We start from the raw sequence: 16,347 nt of genomic DNA on the forward strand, positions 1-16,347 counted from the left end.
ACATGGAGAATCTGCAGGCAATAAAACAACGTTTTGGTATCATTGGCAACAATGAAAAGCTAAACCGGGCATTGGAAAAAGCCATACAGGTAGCCCCTACAGATATTTCTGTCCTGGTCACTGGTGAGAGTGGCGTGGGTAAAGAAGCAGTTCCTAAAATTATACACTCCCTCTCACACCGAAAGCACGCGAAATACATTGCAGTTAACTGTGGCGCCATTCCGGAAGGGACCATAGACAGTGAATTATTTGGTCACGAAAAAGGTGCCTTTACCGGGGCCACCCAAACACGTAGTGGTTACTTTGAAGTGGCCGACGGTGGCACTATATTTCTCGATGAAGTTGGTGAACTTCCGCTCACCACACAGGTACGCCTTCTGAGGGTGCTGGAAAACGGTGAGTTCCTGAAAGTGGGTTCGTCCAATGTTCAAAAAACCAATGTACGCATAGTGGCAGCCACCAACATGAATATGCTGGAAGCCATCAAGAAAGGGAAGTTCCGGGAAGACCTCTACTACCGCCTGAGTACCGTGGAAATAAACATTCCACCGCTAAGGGAACGGCAGGAAGACATATACCTTCTGTTCCGGAAATTTGCTTCAGATTTTGGCCAAAAATACAAGATGCCTACTGTAAGGCTGGAAGACGATGCCGTACAGTTATTGATAAAGTACAGATGGCCCGGAAATATCCGTCAGCTGCGCAATGTGGCCGAGCAGATATCGGTATTGGAAAAAAGCAGGAATATTTCCCTGTCTGCCCTGAATAGTTATCTGCCCAATGCAAATGATTCGAATTTGCCTGCGGTGATTAGCCCTAAGAAAAGTGAGGGTGATTTCAGCAACGAGCGTGAAATTTTATACAAGGTGCTCTTCGACATGAAGTCTGACCTGAACGACCTGAAGCAACTCACTCTGGAGTTGCTGAATAGTAGCGACCTCTCCAAAGTACAGGAAGAACACGGACCGCTGATCGAGAAAATCTACGGGGATAATGGAGAAACATTGCAGGAGGAAAGAAGTTCAGTAGAACTCCTGCCAATGCCTGAAAAAGGTAACCACGCACCAGTAAACACCCCTCATGAAGACAAGTACGACTTTGCCGAGGAGATTGAAGAAGAGGAAACCCTATCTTTACAGGAAAAGGAGATCGAGCTGATCAAAAAGTCCCTGGAACGGAACATGGGAAAAAGAAAGGCAGCGGCAGCAGAGCTCGGTATATCTGAAAGAACCCTTTACAGAAAAATCAAACAATACGACCTCTAAGGATGCACAGGAAATCTCAATATCAAAAAGTTCAAAGGCTCCGGAGCCTTTGGATACTGGCTATTCCTTTATTCTTTGTCCTGGCCTGCGGTGCGTACAATTTTACTGGTGGCGATGTGGGTAGCGCAACAACTTTCCAGGTCAATTATTTCCAGAATTACGCTACTCAGAGTCCAGGTTCCATATTTGAGCCCGGACTGGACCGGGAATTTACCCTTTCGCTTCAGGATGTGATCCTGAACCAGACCAACCTGGACCTGGTTTCTTCCAATGGGGACCTTCTCTATGAAGGTGAAATTGTGGAGTACCGGATATCCCCAATGACGGCTACAGCCGAACAAAGGGCTGCGCAAAACCGGTTGACGATGAGCATCAATGTGCGCTTCTTCAATCGCACCAAGGACGATGCCGATTTCGAAAGGCGGTTTTCTTTCTTCTTTGATTTCGATGCCAATGCACAGTTGTCATCCGTTCGTGATGAGGCACATGAGGCGATTTTTGAACGAATTAACCAGGATATTTTCAACGAATCCCTGGCCAACTGGTAATCCGGAATGAAGGTATCCGATTTTACATATTTGCTGCAAAACCCGGACCAGGTAATCCAGGAAAGTCAGACCCAGCAACTGGAAGAGATCCTCAAGGAATTTCCCTATTTCCAGGCAGCCAGGGCCCTGCACCTCAAAGGGCTGAAAACCCTGAACAGCTATAAATACAACAATGCGCTCAAGGTTGCAGCTGCCCATACTACTGATAGGGATATCCTTTTTGATTTTATCACTTCAGAAGAGTTCCTGCAGAACAAAATAGCCGATACGGTATCCGGAAAAACAGCACTGGCCGATGAAGAAATCGAGTCAGAAGAGGTGCTGCCCAACCTGGACCGGAATACGGAACTCATCCCCGAAACCGAAGACCTTCCCCTGCCCAGATCTATCAGTGACGCAGAAGAAATATTGAATCCTGACCTTTTTGAATCCAGGGAAGAACCTTCAGATGAAGGTCTGACCCAGCAAAAGGAAGCCGAAGAAAGCCTGCAGCTTGGAAAACCCATCACTTTTACCCGGGATGAAAAGTATTCCTTCAGTGAATGGTTACAGCTTACCTCCCTGAAAGGGGTCCGAAAACAGGAAAGGGCCGAAACAAAGGATCAACCGTCCGACAAGGAATCAAAAGAAGAAAGCCTGGCTCGTAAGGAAAAATTTGAACTGATTGATAAATTCATTGAGGAAAACCCAAAGATTGGAGCCGTGGGTAATGCCGCTGAAGAAGTGGACATCAGTTCATCCACTAAAATGGATAAAAAGGCCCTGATGACAGAGACCCTGGCCCAGGTTTACCTGGAACAGAAAAAGTACAAAAAAGCCATACAGGCCTATAAAATCTTAAGTTTGAAATATCCAGAAAAAAGTAGTTTCTTTGCAGACCGAATTAAAGCGGTGAAAAAATTGCAAAAAAATAAACCGTAACCCTATGAGTACGTTTACAATATTCCTAGTCCTGATCATTGCCGTATGCTTTCTGCTGGTTCTGGTGATCATGGTACAAAACCCTAAAGGAGGCGGACTGTCATCTTCATTCGGAGGTGGAGGAAATCAGATGATTGGAGGGGTCAAAAAGACCGGGGACTTCCTTGATAGAAGTACCTGGACGCTGGCCACACTGCTAATTGTGCTGATACTACTTTCCAATGTAGCCCTGAAGGGGAATTTTGCCGAAGCTGAATCCAAACTACTGCAGGGGGATGACATGGAAACAACAGTGCCTGAAACGGTTCCCGAAGAAGTACCTGAAGAATTACCTGCAACTGAAGGAAGCAGCCCTGCAGATACCATTCAGTAGGTATTTATGAAAATAACAGCTTACAATGCCAGCTTATGTGACAAGCTGGCATTTTTGTTTAACAATCTGTCAGTTTTTGTGCCATGGCACAGTTTCTGACTATAGCAATCCTGAAAATTTAAACTAAAAACATAACTATGGCTAAAGTGAACATCAAACCATTGGCAGATAGGGTTCTTATTGAACCTATGGCAGCGGAAACCAAAACCGCTTCCGGTATCTATATCCCGGATACAGCTAAAGAAAAACCCCAAAAAGGCAAAGTGGTTGCTGTTGGTCCCGGAACCAAGGACGAAAAGATGACCGTTGCAGTTGGAGATACCGTATTGTATGGTAAGTATTCCGGTACGGAGCTCAAACTTGAGGGTACAGACTATTTGATGATGCGCGAAAGTGATATTCTGGCAATTGTATAACCACTAAAAAACGACTATAAAATGGCAAAAGACATACAGTTTGATATTGATGCACGGGACGGCCTCAAACGAGGAGTGGATGCCCTTGCAAATGCAGTAAAGGTTACTCTCGGGCCCAAAGGGCGTAACGTAATCCTGAGCAAAACCTTTGGAGCACCTCAGGTAACCAAGGACGGGGTAACTGTTGCAAAGGAAATTGAATTGGAAGACGCCCTTGAAAACATGGGTGCACAGATGGTTAAGGAGGTTGCCTCCAAAACCAATGACCTGGCTGGTGACGGGACCACTACGGCAACCGTACTGGCACAGGCAATAGTTAAAGAGGGACTGAAAAACGTAGCTGCAGGTGCCAACCCAATGGACCTGAAACGCGGAATAGACAAAGCTGTGGAGGCCATCGTTGAAAACCTGTCCAAACAGGCTAAAAAAGTTGGTGATTCCTCAGAGAAGATCAAGCAGGTTGCCTCTATTTCATCCAACAACGATGAAACTATCGGAGAACTTATCGCTGAAGCTTTTGAAAAAGTAGGTAAAGAAGGTGTTATTACCGTGGAAGAAGCAAAAGGTACCGACACTTACGTAGACGTAGTGGAGGGAATGCAGTTCGACCGGGGATATCTGTCTCCTTACTTTGTAACGGATTCAGAAAAAATGATCGCTGATCTGGACAACCCGTATATCCTCTTATTCGACAAGAAGATATCGACTATGAAGGATTTGCTTCCTGTTCTGGAGCCAGTTGCTCAATCTGGCAAACCCCTTCTTATTATTGCTGAAGACGTAGATGGTGAAGCACTGGCAACCCTGGTGGTAAACAAGCTAAGGGGATCCCTTAAAATCGCCGCAGTAAAAGCACCAGGTTTTGGAGATCGAAGAAAAGCCATGCTGGAAGACATCGCAATCCTGACCAACGGAACTGTAATCAGCGAAGAACGCGGATTCTCCCTGGAGAACACCACTATTGATATGCTGGGTACCTGTGAGAAGGTTACTATAGACAAGGACAACACTACGGTTGTTAACGGATCCGGAGCAGCGAAGAACATCAAAACCCGCGTTAATCAGATCAAATCCCAGATAGAGACCACCACTTCCGATTACGATCGCGAAAAACTTCAGGAAAGACTTGCCAAGCTTTCTGGTGGTGTAGCCGTACTTTATGTAGGTGCTGCCTCAGAAGTGGAAATGAAGGAGAAAAAAGACCGTGTGGACGATGCACTTCACGCCACCCGTGCTGCTGTAGAAGAAGGCATTGTAGCCGGTGGAGGCGTTGCCCTCGTAAGGGCTCAGAAAGTCCTGTCCAAGGTTTCTACAGATAATGCCGATGAAGCTACCGGCTTGCAAATTGTTGCCCGGGCTATTGAGTCACCCCTTCGTACCATAGTAGAAAATGCCGGTGGAGAAGGCTCTGTAGTTGTGGCCAAAGTTCACGAAGGAAAAGGTGATTTTGGATACGACGCCAAATCAGAGAAATATGCCGATATGATGGAAGCCGGGATTATTGATCCTAAGAAGGTAACCCGTATTGCACTGGAAAATGCTGCTTCTGTGGCCGGAATGATCCTGACTACGGAATGTGCTCTGACAGACATCAAGGAAGACACCCCTGCAGCACCTCCAATGGGTGGAGGCGGAATGCCGGGCATGATGTAATATGACCATAATTTGAATTCAATAAAGCCGCCCGGATAAACGGGCGGCTTTTTGGTTTAAAGATTTCACAAAGAGGCTAATAAAAATTAAATACTTTTACATAAAAACAACGCAATGACTGACAAGCTGCGCTCAGAAGTTTTGATGCTCCTAAAAGATGAATCTGTCCCTGTAAACGATAGGTTGCAAAGGGTATGTGAATTACTAAAGGAGCGTATTTCTTATTACGACTGGGTTGGTTTTTATTTCCGAAACGGCGACAAAGAAGAGCTAAAACTTGGCCCTTATGCCGGGAATCCAACGGACCATACCATAATTCCTTTCGGAAAGGGCATCTGCGGGCAGGTTGCGGTGAGCAATAAGAACTTCGTGGTCCCGGATGTAAAAGCACAGGACAATTACATTGCCTGCAGCCTGACGGTCAAGTCCGAGATTGTGATTCCCCTCTTCAAAGACGGTGTCAATATTGGTCAGATAGACATTGATTCCAATACCATAGATCCCTTTGGCAAGGCCGATGAAGAATTCCTTGAATTTGTCAATGCCGAAGTCTCTAAAATTCTTTAAAACTTAGTGGTTTTTGTTAATAACCCGGGGAATTATCTCCGGCTAAAAACATTATTTTTGGTTCTTAATCAATTTTGAGAATCAACCCGATGAGCACCCTGAAAAAAGCCACCTCAGCACTTATTTCCGTCTTTCACAAGGAGGGCCTGGAGCCCATAGTTAAAAAATTAGATGAACTGGGAATCACTATCTATTCCACAGGAGGAACAGAGGCCTTTATAAAAGACCTGGGCATATCGGTTATACCGGTGGAAAGTGTTACCAGTTATCCATCCATTCTGGGAGGGCGTGTTAAAACCTTGCACCCGAAAGTCTTCGGTGGAATCCTAAACCGTCAGGATAATGCCGGAGACGTTGCGCAGCTAGAAGAATTTGAAATCCCCCAGCTGGACATCGTGATCGTGGATCTTTATCCCTTTGAAAAAACGGTGGCCAGCGGTGCTTCGGAACAGGATATCATAGAAAAGATAGACATTGGAGGGATATCCCTGATTCGTGCAGCAGCAAAAAATTTTAAGGATGTCTGGTGTGTTTCCTCCCGTGGGGATTACAATGATTTCCTGGATCTTCTAAACAAACAGGAAGGGGCTTCTACCCTGGAAGACAGGAAGCAATTTGCTGCAAGGGCCTTCAATATTTCTTCCCATTACGATACCGCAATTTTCAATTATTTTAACCGCGATCACAGCCTGGCTGCCCTAAAAATCAGCGAGATGCAGGGAAGGGTACTACGCTATGGTGAAAATCCTCATCAGAAGGGATACTTTTTTGGGGACCTGGATGGGATGTTCGATAAGTTACATGGGAAAGAACTGAGCTACAACAACCTGTTGGATGTGGATGCTGCAGTTACCCTGATGGCTGAGTTCCAGGGAGAAGCCCCCACCTTTGCGGTCTTAAAGCATAACAATGCCTGTGGCATCGCCCAACGGGAAACCGTACTCGATGCCTACCTGGACGCCCTGGCTGGTGATCCCGTATCTGCCTTCGGGGGTATCCTGATCAGCAATACACCCATCGACCTGCCTACGGCTAATGAGATCCATAAGCTATTTTGTGAGGTAGTTATTGCGCCGGCATACAGCGATGAAGCTCTTGAGGTCTTGAAAGGAAAGAAAAACCGCATCCTGCTTGTTCAGAAACACAATGAACTGCCTCCTACCATAACGCGCTCATGCCTCAACGGAGCCCTGGTACAGGACCGCGACTTAAGTACGGATTCCAGGGAAGGATTACAATATGTAACCGATCTTAAACCAGGTGATAAGGAAGTGGAAGACCTGCTTTTTGCTTCCAAGATATGCAAGCATACAAAATCCAATACTATTGTTCTGGTTAAAGGGAAGCAACTTTGTGCCAGTGGTACTGGTCAAACCTCCAGGGTAGATGCACTAAACCAGGCCATACACAAGGCCAGGTCCTTTGAATTTGACTTGCAGGGAGCCGTAATGGCAAGCGATGCGTTTTTCCCTTTTCCGGATTGTGTGGAAATCGCACACAAGAACGGAATCAGTAGTGTAATACAGCCCGGAGGCTCCATAAAAGACGAGCTGAGTATTGATTACTGCAATGCCAATGGAATTTCCATGGTAATGACTGGCACACGTCATTTTAAGCATTAATTTTACTACTTTTGTCGATAAAATATACCCGTATATCGGAATAAAACAGAGCATTAATGGGATTCTTTGATTTCTTAACGGAGGAGATCGCCATAGATCTTGGCACAGCAAATACGCTGATTATCCATGCTGATAAAGTTGTAGTGGACAGCCCCTCTATTGTAGCCAGGGATCGCGTTTCTGGGAAGATCATCGCCGTTGGCAAGGAAGCCAATATGATGCAGGGTAAAACACACGAAAACATAAAGACCATTCGTCCGCTTAAGGATGGGGTAATTGCAGATTTCGACGCCTCGGAAAAGATGATCAACATGTTCATCAAGAATATCCCGGCTCTGAAGAAGAAATGGTTCCCGCCAGCACTGCGGATGGTTATTTGCATCCCCTCCGGGATAACCGAAGTGGAAATGCGGGCGGTAAAAGAATCGGCCGAAAGGGTAAACGGGAAAGAAGTATACCTTATCCATGAACCTATGGCTGCTGCTATTGGTATTGGCCTGGACATCATGCAGCCCAAGGGAAATATGATCGTGGACATTGGAGGTGGAACTACGGAAATTGCCGTAATCGCCCTGGGCGGAATCGTTTGCGACAAATCGGTTAAGATTGCGGGTGATGTCTTTACAAACGATATCATTTACTATATGCGTACCCAGCATAATCTCTACGTTGGAGAAAGCACCGCCGAAAATATTAAGATCCAGATTGGATCGGCTACAGAAGACCTGCAATCTCCCCCTGATGAAATGTCTGTTCAGGGCAGGGATCTGCTGACAGGAAAACCAAAGCAGGTATCCATTTCTTATCGGGAAATTGCCAAGGCACTGGACAAATCCATCCTGCGTGTTGAGGATGCGGTAATGGAAACCTTATCGCAAACTCCACCAGAACTGGCTGCCGATATATACAACACGGGGATTTACCTGGCAGGTGGAGGTTCAATGCTTCGTGGATTGGACAGGAGGCTTTCCCAGAAAACAGACCTTCCGGTTTACATCGCAGAGGATCCGCTAAGAGCTGTTGTGAGGGGAACCGGTATAGCCTTAAAAAACCTGGAGCGCTACAAGAGCATCTTGATTAAATAGGACGATTTTAAAAATCGAACCCTGTTTTACGCTTCAAATCGTCTAATTTCCGCCAATAGGGAAAGTGAATGCAGCAGATTATAAATTTCTTAATCCGGAACAAGACCACACTGCTTTATTTGCTGCTTTTGTTCATCTCATTACTGCTCACCATCCAATCACATTCTTTCCACCAATCCAAATTCTTTAATTCGGCTAACAGGGTTTCCGGAAATATTTTTCAGACCGCCAGCAATATATCTTCGTATTTCAGCCTGAGGGCAGAAAACAAATCTCTCAGAGAGGATATCGAGAAACTGCGAAACCAGCTATTCAACCTGACCTACCTGGACAGCCTGGAAATGGACACCACAAACCTGCAATACAGGATATCTGTCGGCAGGGTGATCAAAAACAGCTACAGCAACCAAAAGAATTACCTCACCATAAACCTGGGGAGCAAGCAGGGCATTGTTCAGGATATGGGCGTGATAACCGCAAAAGGGATACTGGGTATTGTGGAAGCCAGTTCAAATAATTATGCGATTGTGCAAAGCATTCTGAACACCAATTCCAATATCAATGCCAAGATCAAGAACACCAGTTACTTTGGTTCGCTCACCTGGGATGGCAATGATTTTACCACGGTACAATTGGAGGATATCCCCAGACTGGTTCCCCTTATGGTAGGGGACACCATCGTAACGGGTGCCATGTCCAGTATCTTCCCTGAAAATATTCCCATAGGGGTAATCAAAAAATTTGACCTCAATACCTCCCAAAGTTTTTACAGCATTGATGTGGCACTCTTTAACGACATGACCAACATCAGGAATGTTTACCTGATCGAAAACCTGGACCGGGCTGAAATCCTGGAACTGCAAAACAGTATAGAGGATGGGCAGGAATAGCATTTTTATTCATATCGTACGCTTTGTTTTGCTGGTCCTGGTTCAGGTCCTTGTTTTCAACCAGCTCAATTTCCTGGGTTTTGTCAACCCAATGGTGTACATCCTGTTTTTTTTCTGGTTCCCAATTAAGGAAAATAGAATGCTGTTTATAGGTATTGGTTTTTTCCTGGGTCTGGTGGTAGACCTTTTCTCGGACACACTGGCCCTGCATGCCGCTGCTTCAGTTACTATAGCCTATCTTCGGCCGGCCATGATGCGATTCGTATTCGGGGTTAACTATGAATTTCAAAGTTTCAGGCTTTCCAACACAACACGTGTACAACAATTCACCTTTTTGGCGTTATTAATTTTAGTACACCACGTTGTATTCTATTCTCTGGAAATTTTTAGTTTGTCAAATTTGCTTTTACTTTTGAAGAAAGTGCTGTTCAATGTCCTTGGTTCTATAGTGCTGTGCACGCTGCTTAGTTCATTATTCAGCCCGGAAAAAGAATGAAAAAGATACTATTATCCTCCATTATTGTGCTGATAGGGGTCACATTTGTCCTCAGGCTTTCCTATTTGCAACTTTTCAGGTTCTCGCCTAACCAGGTGCTGGAGGATACGGCGGTAAAAGCCATCTACGATTATCCAGAACGCGGTTATATCTATGACAGGAATGGCAAACTACTGGTGGCCAATCAGCCTGCTTACGACGTGATGGTTATCCCCAGGGAAGTAAAACCCCTTGATACACTGGAGTTTTGCTCCCTTCTGGGAATTGAACGGGATCAGTTTATTAAGAGTCTCAAAAAGGCCAGGGTGTATTCACCCAGGCTTCCCAGCGTACTGGTACCTCAGCTTTCAAAGGAGGACTATGCCCGCCTGCAGGAAAAAATGAGGAAGTACGAAGGCTTCTACATTCAGAAACGATCTTTACGATATTACGACACCCCAAGTGGAGCCAATGTACTGGGTTACATTAGCGAGGTTAATGAAGACGACCTGAGGAAGAATCCTTACTACGTACAGGGAGAACTTACCGGTAGAACCGGTATAGAAAAGCAATATGAGGAAATCCTCAGGGGGAGAAAAGGTGTGAAATTTATTCAGAAAGACCGTTTTAACCGGGATATTGGCCCTTATAAAAATGGCACCCTGGACACCCTCCCGGAACAGGGCAAGGAAATCCATATCAGCCTGGACAAGGAGTTGCAGGAATATGGTGAAAGGCTAATGGTGGGTAAACGCGGTGGTATTGTAGCCATAGAGCCGGGGTCTGGTGAGATCCTTACTTTGATATCCGGACCCACATATGACCCTGCCCTGCTAGTGGGTAGAGAGCGTTCACGGAATTACAGCAAACTGCATTACGACACTATATCCAAACCCACATGGGACCGGGCGATACTCGCTGAGCCTTCCCCCGGATCCCCATTCAAAACACTCAACGCGCTGGTTGCCCTGCAGGAAGGTGTAATTAAACCACAGACCACTTTCCGTTGCTATAATGGCTTCTATGTAGGGAATGTAAAAAGGGGCTGCCATTGTGGAGGTGGAGTACGTAACCTGACCAGTGGTATTTACGAATCCTGCAATGCCTATTTCGCCGGGACCTTCCGTAAGCTGTACGATAAATATCCCACTACGGACGAGGGCATGGACGTTTGGGAAAAACACATTAAAAGTTTTGGACTTGGTAATTACCTCGGTTATGACCTTCCTACGGGCAGGCCAGGCAGAATTCCTTCCAAGGAATATTACGATCGCGTTTACGGCGATAATCGCTGGTCCTCAACTTTTATTATTTCCAACTCCATCGGCCAGGGCGAGGTAGCCGCTACACCCATTCAACTGGCCAATATGACTGCTGCTATAGCCAATCGGGGTTATTTCTACACCCCTCACCTTATAAAAAAAATAGCAGGGGAAGAGGCGGATATATCCAATTTCTCAGAACGCAAATACACAACCATAGATCCGCAGCATTTTGAGCCCGTAATTCGTGGAATGGCTGACGTCTATACAAAAGGTACCGCTAAATGGCTGCAGGTACCAGGCATTGAGATCGCAGGAAAAACTGGTACTGTGGAGAATTATACACGAATTAACGGCGTAAAGACCCAGTTAACGGACCATTCCGTATTTGTTGCATTTGCCCCGGTTGACAACCCAAAGATAGCCCTGGCCGTATATATTGAAAACGGGTATTACGGTGCACGCTATGCCGGGCATATTGCATCCCTTCTGATAGAAAAATACCTCAAAGGAGAAATTACCCGGAAAGACCTTGAAAAACGAATGCTGGAAAAGACCTTGGAGCATGAGTACGCCAAACCGTACAGTGGGGAAGAATTCAAGATAAACGAGTATGTTTGGTAAACAGCTTCTTAGGCGGATTGACTGGGTTACTATCTTTCTTTTTCTCTTATTGGTGACTATTGGATGGGTTAACATTTACTCCGCGACCCTGACAGAGAATACCGGCTCAATCCTAGATTTTAGTCAGTTGTACGGTAAGCAACTCTTTTTCATAGGCGTGAGCCTGGTTACCGTGGTCATTGTCCTTGCCCTCGAGGCTTCACTTTATGAGCGTTTTGCCAGCATATTGTATATCATTATGATAGGACTGTTGCTTGGTCTTTTTGTGTTTGGAAAAACCATAGCAGGGGCCACTTCCTGGTACGATCTGGGATTTTTCAACCTGCAACCTTCTGAGCTAGCAAAGTTTGCCACAGCACTTGCACTTGCCAAATACCTCAGTGACATTCAGACAGACATCAAGCGCAGGAAAGATCAGTTTTATGCACTGCTGATCATCCTTATCCCGATGATGCTCATTGTCCCGCAACCTGATCCGGGCAGTGCCCTGGTCTTCGCAGCACTGATCTTTGTTTTATTCCGGGAAGGGCTTCCCTTGGCCTATCTCTGGATTGCCCTGCTTTTAATTGTAATTTTCATCACCACCCTCATGTACGGCACTGCTTGGATGGCTATTGGACTGGCATTGCTCATCACCATATTCCTGCTGGTAAAGAAAGCTTCTTTTAAGGTACCTACACTACCCCTGATCATGTTCTATGTTCTGGCCATAGGTTTTTCACTATCGGTAAACCTTGTTTTCAATCATGTTTTCGAGCAGCGCCACCGTGATAGGTTCAGTCTGTGGCTGCGATTGGAAAAAGATCCCGCCAAACTCGAACAAATCCGAAAGACCATTGGTTACAACACCTACCAGTCCGAAAAAGCAATAGAATCAGGCGGGCCTTGGGGCAAAGGATTCCTTGAAGGTACACGTACGAAAGGTGATTTTGTTCCGGAACAACATACCGATTATATATTCAGTACGGTTGGGGAAGAATGGGGTTTTATGGGTACTGCTATCGTAGTTCTTCTGTTTACCCTATTGTTGCTTCGGCTGGTATATCTGGCGGAACGACAAAAAAGTGATTTCAGCAGGATGTATGGCTATGGGGTAATTTCCATTTTGCTTATCCATTATTTTATCAATGTAGGTATGGTTATCGGAATACTGCCAACCATAGGGATCCCTCTGCCTTTCTTCAGTTATGGCGGATCCGGCCTGCTTGGCTTCACCATTCTTCTCTTCATCTTTATTAAGCTCGATGCCAACAGGCTTAACGAATGGCTCTAATTGTACAGTCTGGGGCTATTGTATAGCATTCAAAGCTTAAGACAAGATTAACTGTAAGGTTTTGATTTTATATCGACCTTTACATTCTTTTGGAAACGGTTTAAAACCAATAAGTAATTTTTACCCATGCTGACCTGGAAAGACGTTATCCGATTTAGCACTAAAGGAAATCCCGACCCCGATAATCGCGTCGAAAAAACCGAAAAAGAGTGGCGGGAATTGCTCACTCCCGAACAATTCAGGATTACACGACAAAAAGGAACTGAAATGCCTCATTCCGGAGCGCTGTGCGACATCCACGAGGCCGGCAAATACGCCTGTATCTGCTGTGGGACCGAACTGTTCGATTCCAGCATTAAATTCGAATCTGGAACAGGCTGGCCAAGTTTTACCCAGCCCATAAAGGATAATGCCATCAAGTACCACAGGGATACTTCTTTCGGGATGGTCCGGGTGGAAGTGCTCTGCAACACATGCGACGGGCATCTTGGCCATGTGTTTCCTGACGGACCGGAGCCAAGTGGGTTGCGTTACTGTGTGAATTCAGAATCAATAAAGCTTTTAAAAACAGGGGAACATGAAGATTGATGCCCATGAGAAGGCAACCTTTGGAGGAGGTTGTTTCTGGTGTACAGAGGCCATTTTCCAGCATGTTAACGGAGTAATTGAAGTAGTTTCGGGCTATGCTGGTGGACAGGTGCCCGGAAAACCAACTTACCGTGAAGTATGTTCCGGCCTTACTGGGCACGCGGAAGTGGTGCAAATTACCTTTGACCCGGGGCTGATCACATACCGGGATCTGCTGGTAATATTTATGACCACCCATGATCCCACCACACTCAACCGACAAGGGGCCGATGTGGGAACACAATATCGCTCTGTAATCTTTTTCCATGATGAATACCAGAAAGAGATAGCACATGGCGTCCTTGACGAAATGAAAACCTACTACGAGAATCCTGTGGTAACGGAATTAAGTCCCCTTCCGAAGTTCTTTGAAGCCGAAGACTACCACCAGGACTATTACGAAAACAATTCCGCACAAGGCTACTGCCAGTATGTTATAACCCCAAAGCTATCCAGGTTGCGGGAACATTATGCAGACATGCTGAAGAAATAAAGCCTTCCTGATAACACGATATTTGGAAACAAAAAAGCCTTGCTCAAAACAGCAAGGCTTTTTTGTAACCGGGTATTTAATTAACCTTTAACACTGGCTAACTTGCCATTTTTGATGTTGTTTATCCTGAGATCCTGCAGTACATTAACAGCCTCCTCAACATAAACGTCCTTGGCCAGGTCCTGATGCCAGCGATCTCTCTTTTCTCGCAATATCGGATCCTGCGTAAACAACTCCTTTTCGTATTTAAGGGATTCAAAAGTGAGTTTTGAATCGTATTTAGATATGGTCTTGAAGTAATTGGAACGTTCCTTGTTCTTTTCTTCTTCAACCTTATAGATTTCGTAGTTAAGCGATATCAGGGTCTGCTCCTGCTGTTGCTTAAGCCATTGGGCATTTTCCTCAATCAATTTGATTTGGGGATGCTGGTTCATCCTCCTTTTACTATTGGCAATGGTAGTTTCATAATCGATGTATCCTTCCCAGGGCTGGTATTTGGCAGGAGTAATCTTGTCCCATTGCAGTGGGTTATCCTGGTCCTTCTCACCGAGGTCTATATAGCTGTAGCGGTCCGGAACTACAACATCACTCTCCACTCCCTTAAGCTGGTTAGACTCTCCGTTTACCCTGTAAAATTTCTGGGTAGTAATCTTTAAAGCACCAAGGTCGCCATACTCGTTGCTGTGTACAATGTTCTCAAGCGGGATAAATCGCTGCACAGTTCCTTTTCCAAAGGTCTGTTTGCTGCCAATTACAACGGCACGCTTATAGTCCTGCATAGCTGCAGCCATAATTTCTGAAGCGGAGGCAGAGAGTTCGTTCACAAGGATTACCAGGGGACCGTCCCACTGAATTCGTTCGTCTTTATCCTCGTATACGGCCTTATCGCTCCCCGAAGACTTGACCTGTACAATAGGGCCATCTTTGATAAACAAACCGGCCATTTCCACTACAGTCTGTAATGAACCCCCCCCGTTGTCGCGAAGGTCCAGGACCAGGCCCTGAACACCTTCCTGCTTCAGGCGCTTCACTTCCCTGGCTACATCAGTAGCAGCGTTCTTCTCTGCGTAATTATCAAAATCTGCGTAGAACTTGGGAAGGTCTATAATGCCAAACTTGTATTTTCCCTGGGTTACAGTAGCAGATTTTGCATAACCTTCTTCCACCTCAACCACGTCACGGGTAATTGAAATTTCTTCAATGGTACCATCCATCTTTCTAACGGTAAGGTTCACGACTGTACCTTTGGGTCCTTTGATCAGCTTAACTGCATCATCAAGCCTCATTCCTACAATATCCACAGGTGTTTCTCCATCCTGGGCTACTTTCAGGATCTGGTCACCTACTTCGATTTTCTGGTCTCTCCAGACCGGGCCACCGGAAATGATTTCCACGATCTGAGCCCCTTCGGGTTTCTTCTGCAACCTGGCCCCGATCCCCTCGAATTTACCTGACATATCTATGTCAAACCTGTCTTTGGCTTCAGGAGCGAAATACAGGGTGTGCGGGTCAAATTCATGGGCAATGGTGTTAAGGTAAATCACAAACCAATCCTTCCGCTCCATTTCGTTGAAAACCACGTCGAAATAATCTTCGGTTTGTTCACGGGTTGAAACCCGGGCGCTCTCCTCTATTTCGGAGAGGGATAAGGGCTTATACCCTTTCTCGGTTTCCGCCTTTATTTTTTCATTGTTGATTTTGCTGCCATAGGTAGCTATGGTATTCAATTTCATCTGTTTTCTCCAGCGTTCCTTCAGTTCTTTCTTAGATCTGGAGTAATCGAGATTTTCATAATCAATATTAATGGTTTCTTCCACGCTGAAATCAAACGGGGAATCCATTACTTCAGTGTAGATATCCCGTGCCTCCTCCATTCGGATCATCAAACGATCGTATACAAGGTTGAAGAAGCTGATATCGGTATTTTTAATCTGGTCGTCTATCTGGAATTTATACTGTTCAAATTCCATTATGTCCCTCTCAAGGAAGTACCTTTTCGTTGGATCAATGGTTTCGAGGAAGTCCTCAAAAACATTTACCGAAAAATCATCGTTGATGTTCTTGGGTTCATAATGGCCGCGCTCCAGGACATATGTGATAAGGTCAAGCAGTAGTTTGTCCTTGTCGTCTGTCTCAAAAGATTTGTTGGTAAAACTGCAGGATGCAACCGCAATCAGGATTATTAAAAATCCAAGAATGAAATTCTTTTTCATGTACTTTTCTTTAGGCTTATTAATCCGTATCTCCTTCATT

At 45.4% G+C, this 16,347-nt stretch carries 16 protein-coding genes; 15 read left to right on the top strand and 1 reads right to left on the bottom strand.

Annotated features, from left to right (window positions below):
- Positions 1-2: 2 nt before the first annotated feature.
- The 15 genes from OO016_RS00460 to msrA all read left to right on the top strand — a co-directional run bounded on the left by OO016_RS00460 (position 3) and on the right by msrA (position 14,094).
- Positions 3-1,265 carry a sigma-54 interaction domain-containing protein gene (locus OO016_RS00460; protein WP_266010033.1) on the top strand — a complete coding sequence of 421 codons (1,263 nt, stop codon included), beginning with the start codon at positions 3-5 and terminating at the stop codon, positions 1,263-1,265.
- A gap of 2 nt (positions 1,266-1,267) precedes the next feature.
- Positions 1,268-1,813, top strand: a complete 546-nt coding sequence (locus tag OO016_RS00465; protein WP_266010035.1) for an LptE family protein — start codon at positions 1,268-1,270, stop codon at positions 1,811-1,813.
- 6 nt (positions 1,814-1,819) lie between these two features.
- Positions 1,820-2,734: a DUF8458 domain-containing protein gene (locus OO016_RS00470; RefSeq protein WP_266010037.1), complete on the top strand. Its 915-nt coding sequence runs from the start codon at positions 1,820-1,822 to the stop codon at positions 2,732-2,734.
- 4 nt (positions 2,735-2,738) lie between these two features.
- Complete coding sequence (gene secG, locus OO016_RS00475; RefSeq protein ID WP_266010039.1) at positions 2,739-3,107, top strand: preprotein translocase subunit SecG; 369 nt, start codon at positions 2,739-2,741, stop codon at positions 3,105-3,107.
- Between the two features lie 137 nt (positions 3,108-3,244).
- Positions 3,245-3,523 carry a co-chaperone GroES gene (locus OO016_RS00480; protein ID WP_266010041.1) on the top strand — a complete coding sequence of 93 codons (279 nt, stop codon included), beginning with the start codon at positions 3,245-3,247 and terminating at the stop codon, positions 3,521-3,523.
- Positions 3,524-3,544: 21 nt separating this feature from the next.
- Positions 3,545-5,176, top strand: coding sequence for a chaperonin GroEL (gene groL / locus OO016_RS00485; protein ID WP_266010044.1), 1,632 nt, complete (start codon positions 3,545-3,547; stop codon positions 5,174-5,176).
- 114 nt (positions 5,177-5,290) lie between these two features.
- Entirely contained in the window at positions 5,291-5,743 is a 453-nt protein-coding gene (locus OO016_RS00490; protein ID WP_266010046.1) for an XrtF-associated fRMsr-like GAF protein, read from the top strand.
- Between the two features lie 89 nt (positions 5,744-5,832).
- Entirely contained in the window at positions 5,833-7,365 is a 1,533-nt protein-coding gene (purH, locus tag OO016_RS00495) for a bifunctional phosphoribosylaminoimidazolecarboxamide formyltransferase/IMP cyclohydrolase (protein WP_266010048.1), read from the top strand.
- Between the two features lie 56 nt (positions 7,366-7,421).
- Positions 7,422-8,450, top strand: coding sequence for a rod shape-determining protein (locus OO016_RS00500; RefSeq protein WP_266010050.1), 1,029 nt, complete (start codon positions 7,422-7,424; stop codon positions 8,448-8,450).
- 68 nt (positions 8,451-8,518) lie between these two features.
- A complete protein-coding gene (gene mreC, locus OO016_RS00505) occupies positions 8,519-9,340 on the top strand; it encodes a rod shape-determining protein MreC (RefSeq protein ID WP_266010051.1) in 822 nt (273 codons plus the stop codon).
- The gene (locus OO016_RS00510; RefSeq protein ID WP_266010052.1) at positions 9,327-9,836 is read left to right on the top strand and encodes a rod shape-determining protein MreD; all 510 of its coding nucleotides are present in this window, start codon (positions 9,327-9,329) and stop codon (positions 9,834-9,836) included. Before mreC ends, OO016_RS00510 begins: the two co-directional genes overlap by 14 nt.
- Positions 9,833-11,701 carry a peptidoglycan D,D-transpeptidase FtsI family protein gene (locus OO016_RS00515; RefSeq protein ID WP_266010054.1) on the top strand — a complete coding sequence of 623 codons (1,869 nt, stop codon included), beginning with the start codon at positions 9,833-9,835 and terminating at the stop codon, positions 11,699-11,701. The genes OO016_RS00510 and OO016_RS00515 overlap by 4 nt, the downstream gene beginning before the upstream one ends.
- Entirely contained in the window at positions 11,691-12,974 is a 1,284-nt protein-coding gene (gene rodA, locus OO016_RS00520; protein WP_266010056.1) for a rod shape-determining protein RodA, read from the top strand. Before OO016_RS00515 ends, rodA begins: the two co-directional genes overlap by 11 nt.
- A 126-nt stretch (positions 12,975-13,100) precedes the next feature.
- The gene (gene msrB, locus OO016_RS00525; RefSeq protein WP_266010058.1) at positions 13,101-13,562 is read left to right on the top strand and encodes a peptide-methionine (R)-S-oxide reductase MsrB; all 462 of its coding nucleotides are present in this window, start codon (positions 13,101-13,103) and stop codon (positions 13,560-13,562) included.
- On the top strand, positions 13,552-14,094 hold the full coding sequence (gene msrA / locus OO016_RS00530; protein ID WP_266010060.1) for a peptide-methionine (S)-S-oxide reductase MsrA: 543 nt from the start codon (positions 13,552-13,554) through the stop codon (positions 14,092-14,094). The genes msrB and msrA overlap by 11 nt, the downstream gene beginning before the upstream one ends.
- 80 nt (positions 14,095-14,174) lie before the next feature.
- Here the strand turns inward: msrA and OO016_RS00535 are convergent, their stop codons facing one another.
- Positions 14,175-16,307 (bottom strand): carboxy terminal-processing peptidase, encoded by a 2,133-nt coding sequence (locus OO016_RS00535; protein WP_266010061.1) that lies wholly within the window; start codon positions 16,305-16,307, stop codon positions 14,175-14,177.
- Positions 16,308-16,347: the final 40 nt, after the last annotated feature.

It is taken from the genome of Lentiprolixibacter aurantiacus (assembly GCF_026241225.1).
GTDB lineage: Bacteria > Bacteroidota > Bacteroidia > Flavobacteriales > Flavobacteriaceae > Lentiprolixibacter > Lentiprolixibacter aurantiacus.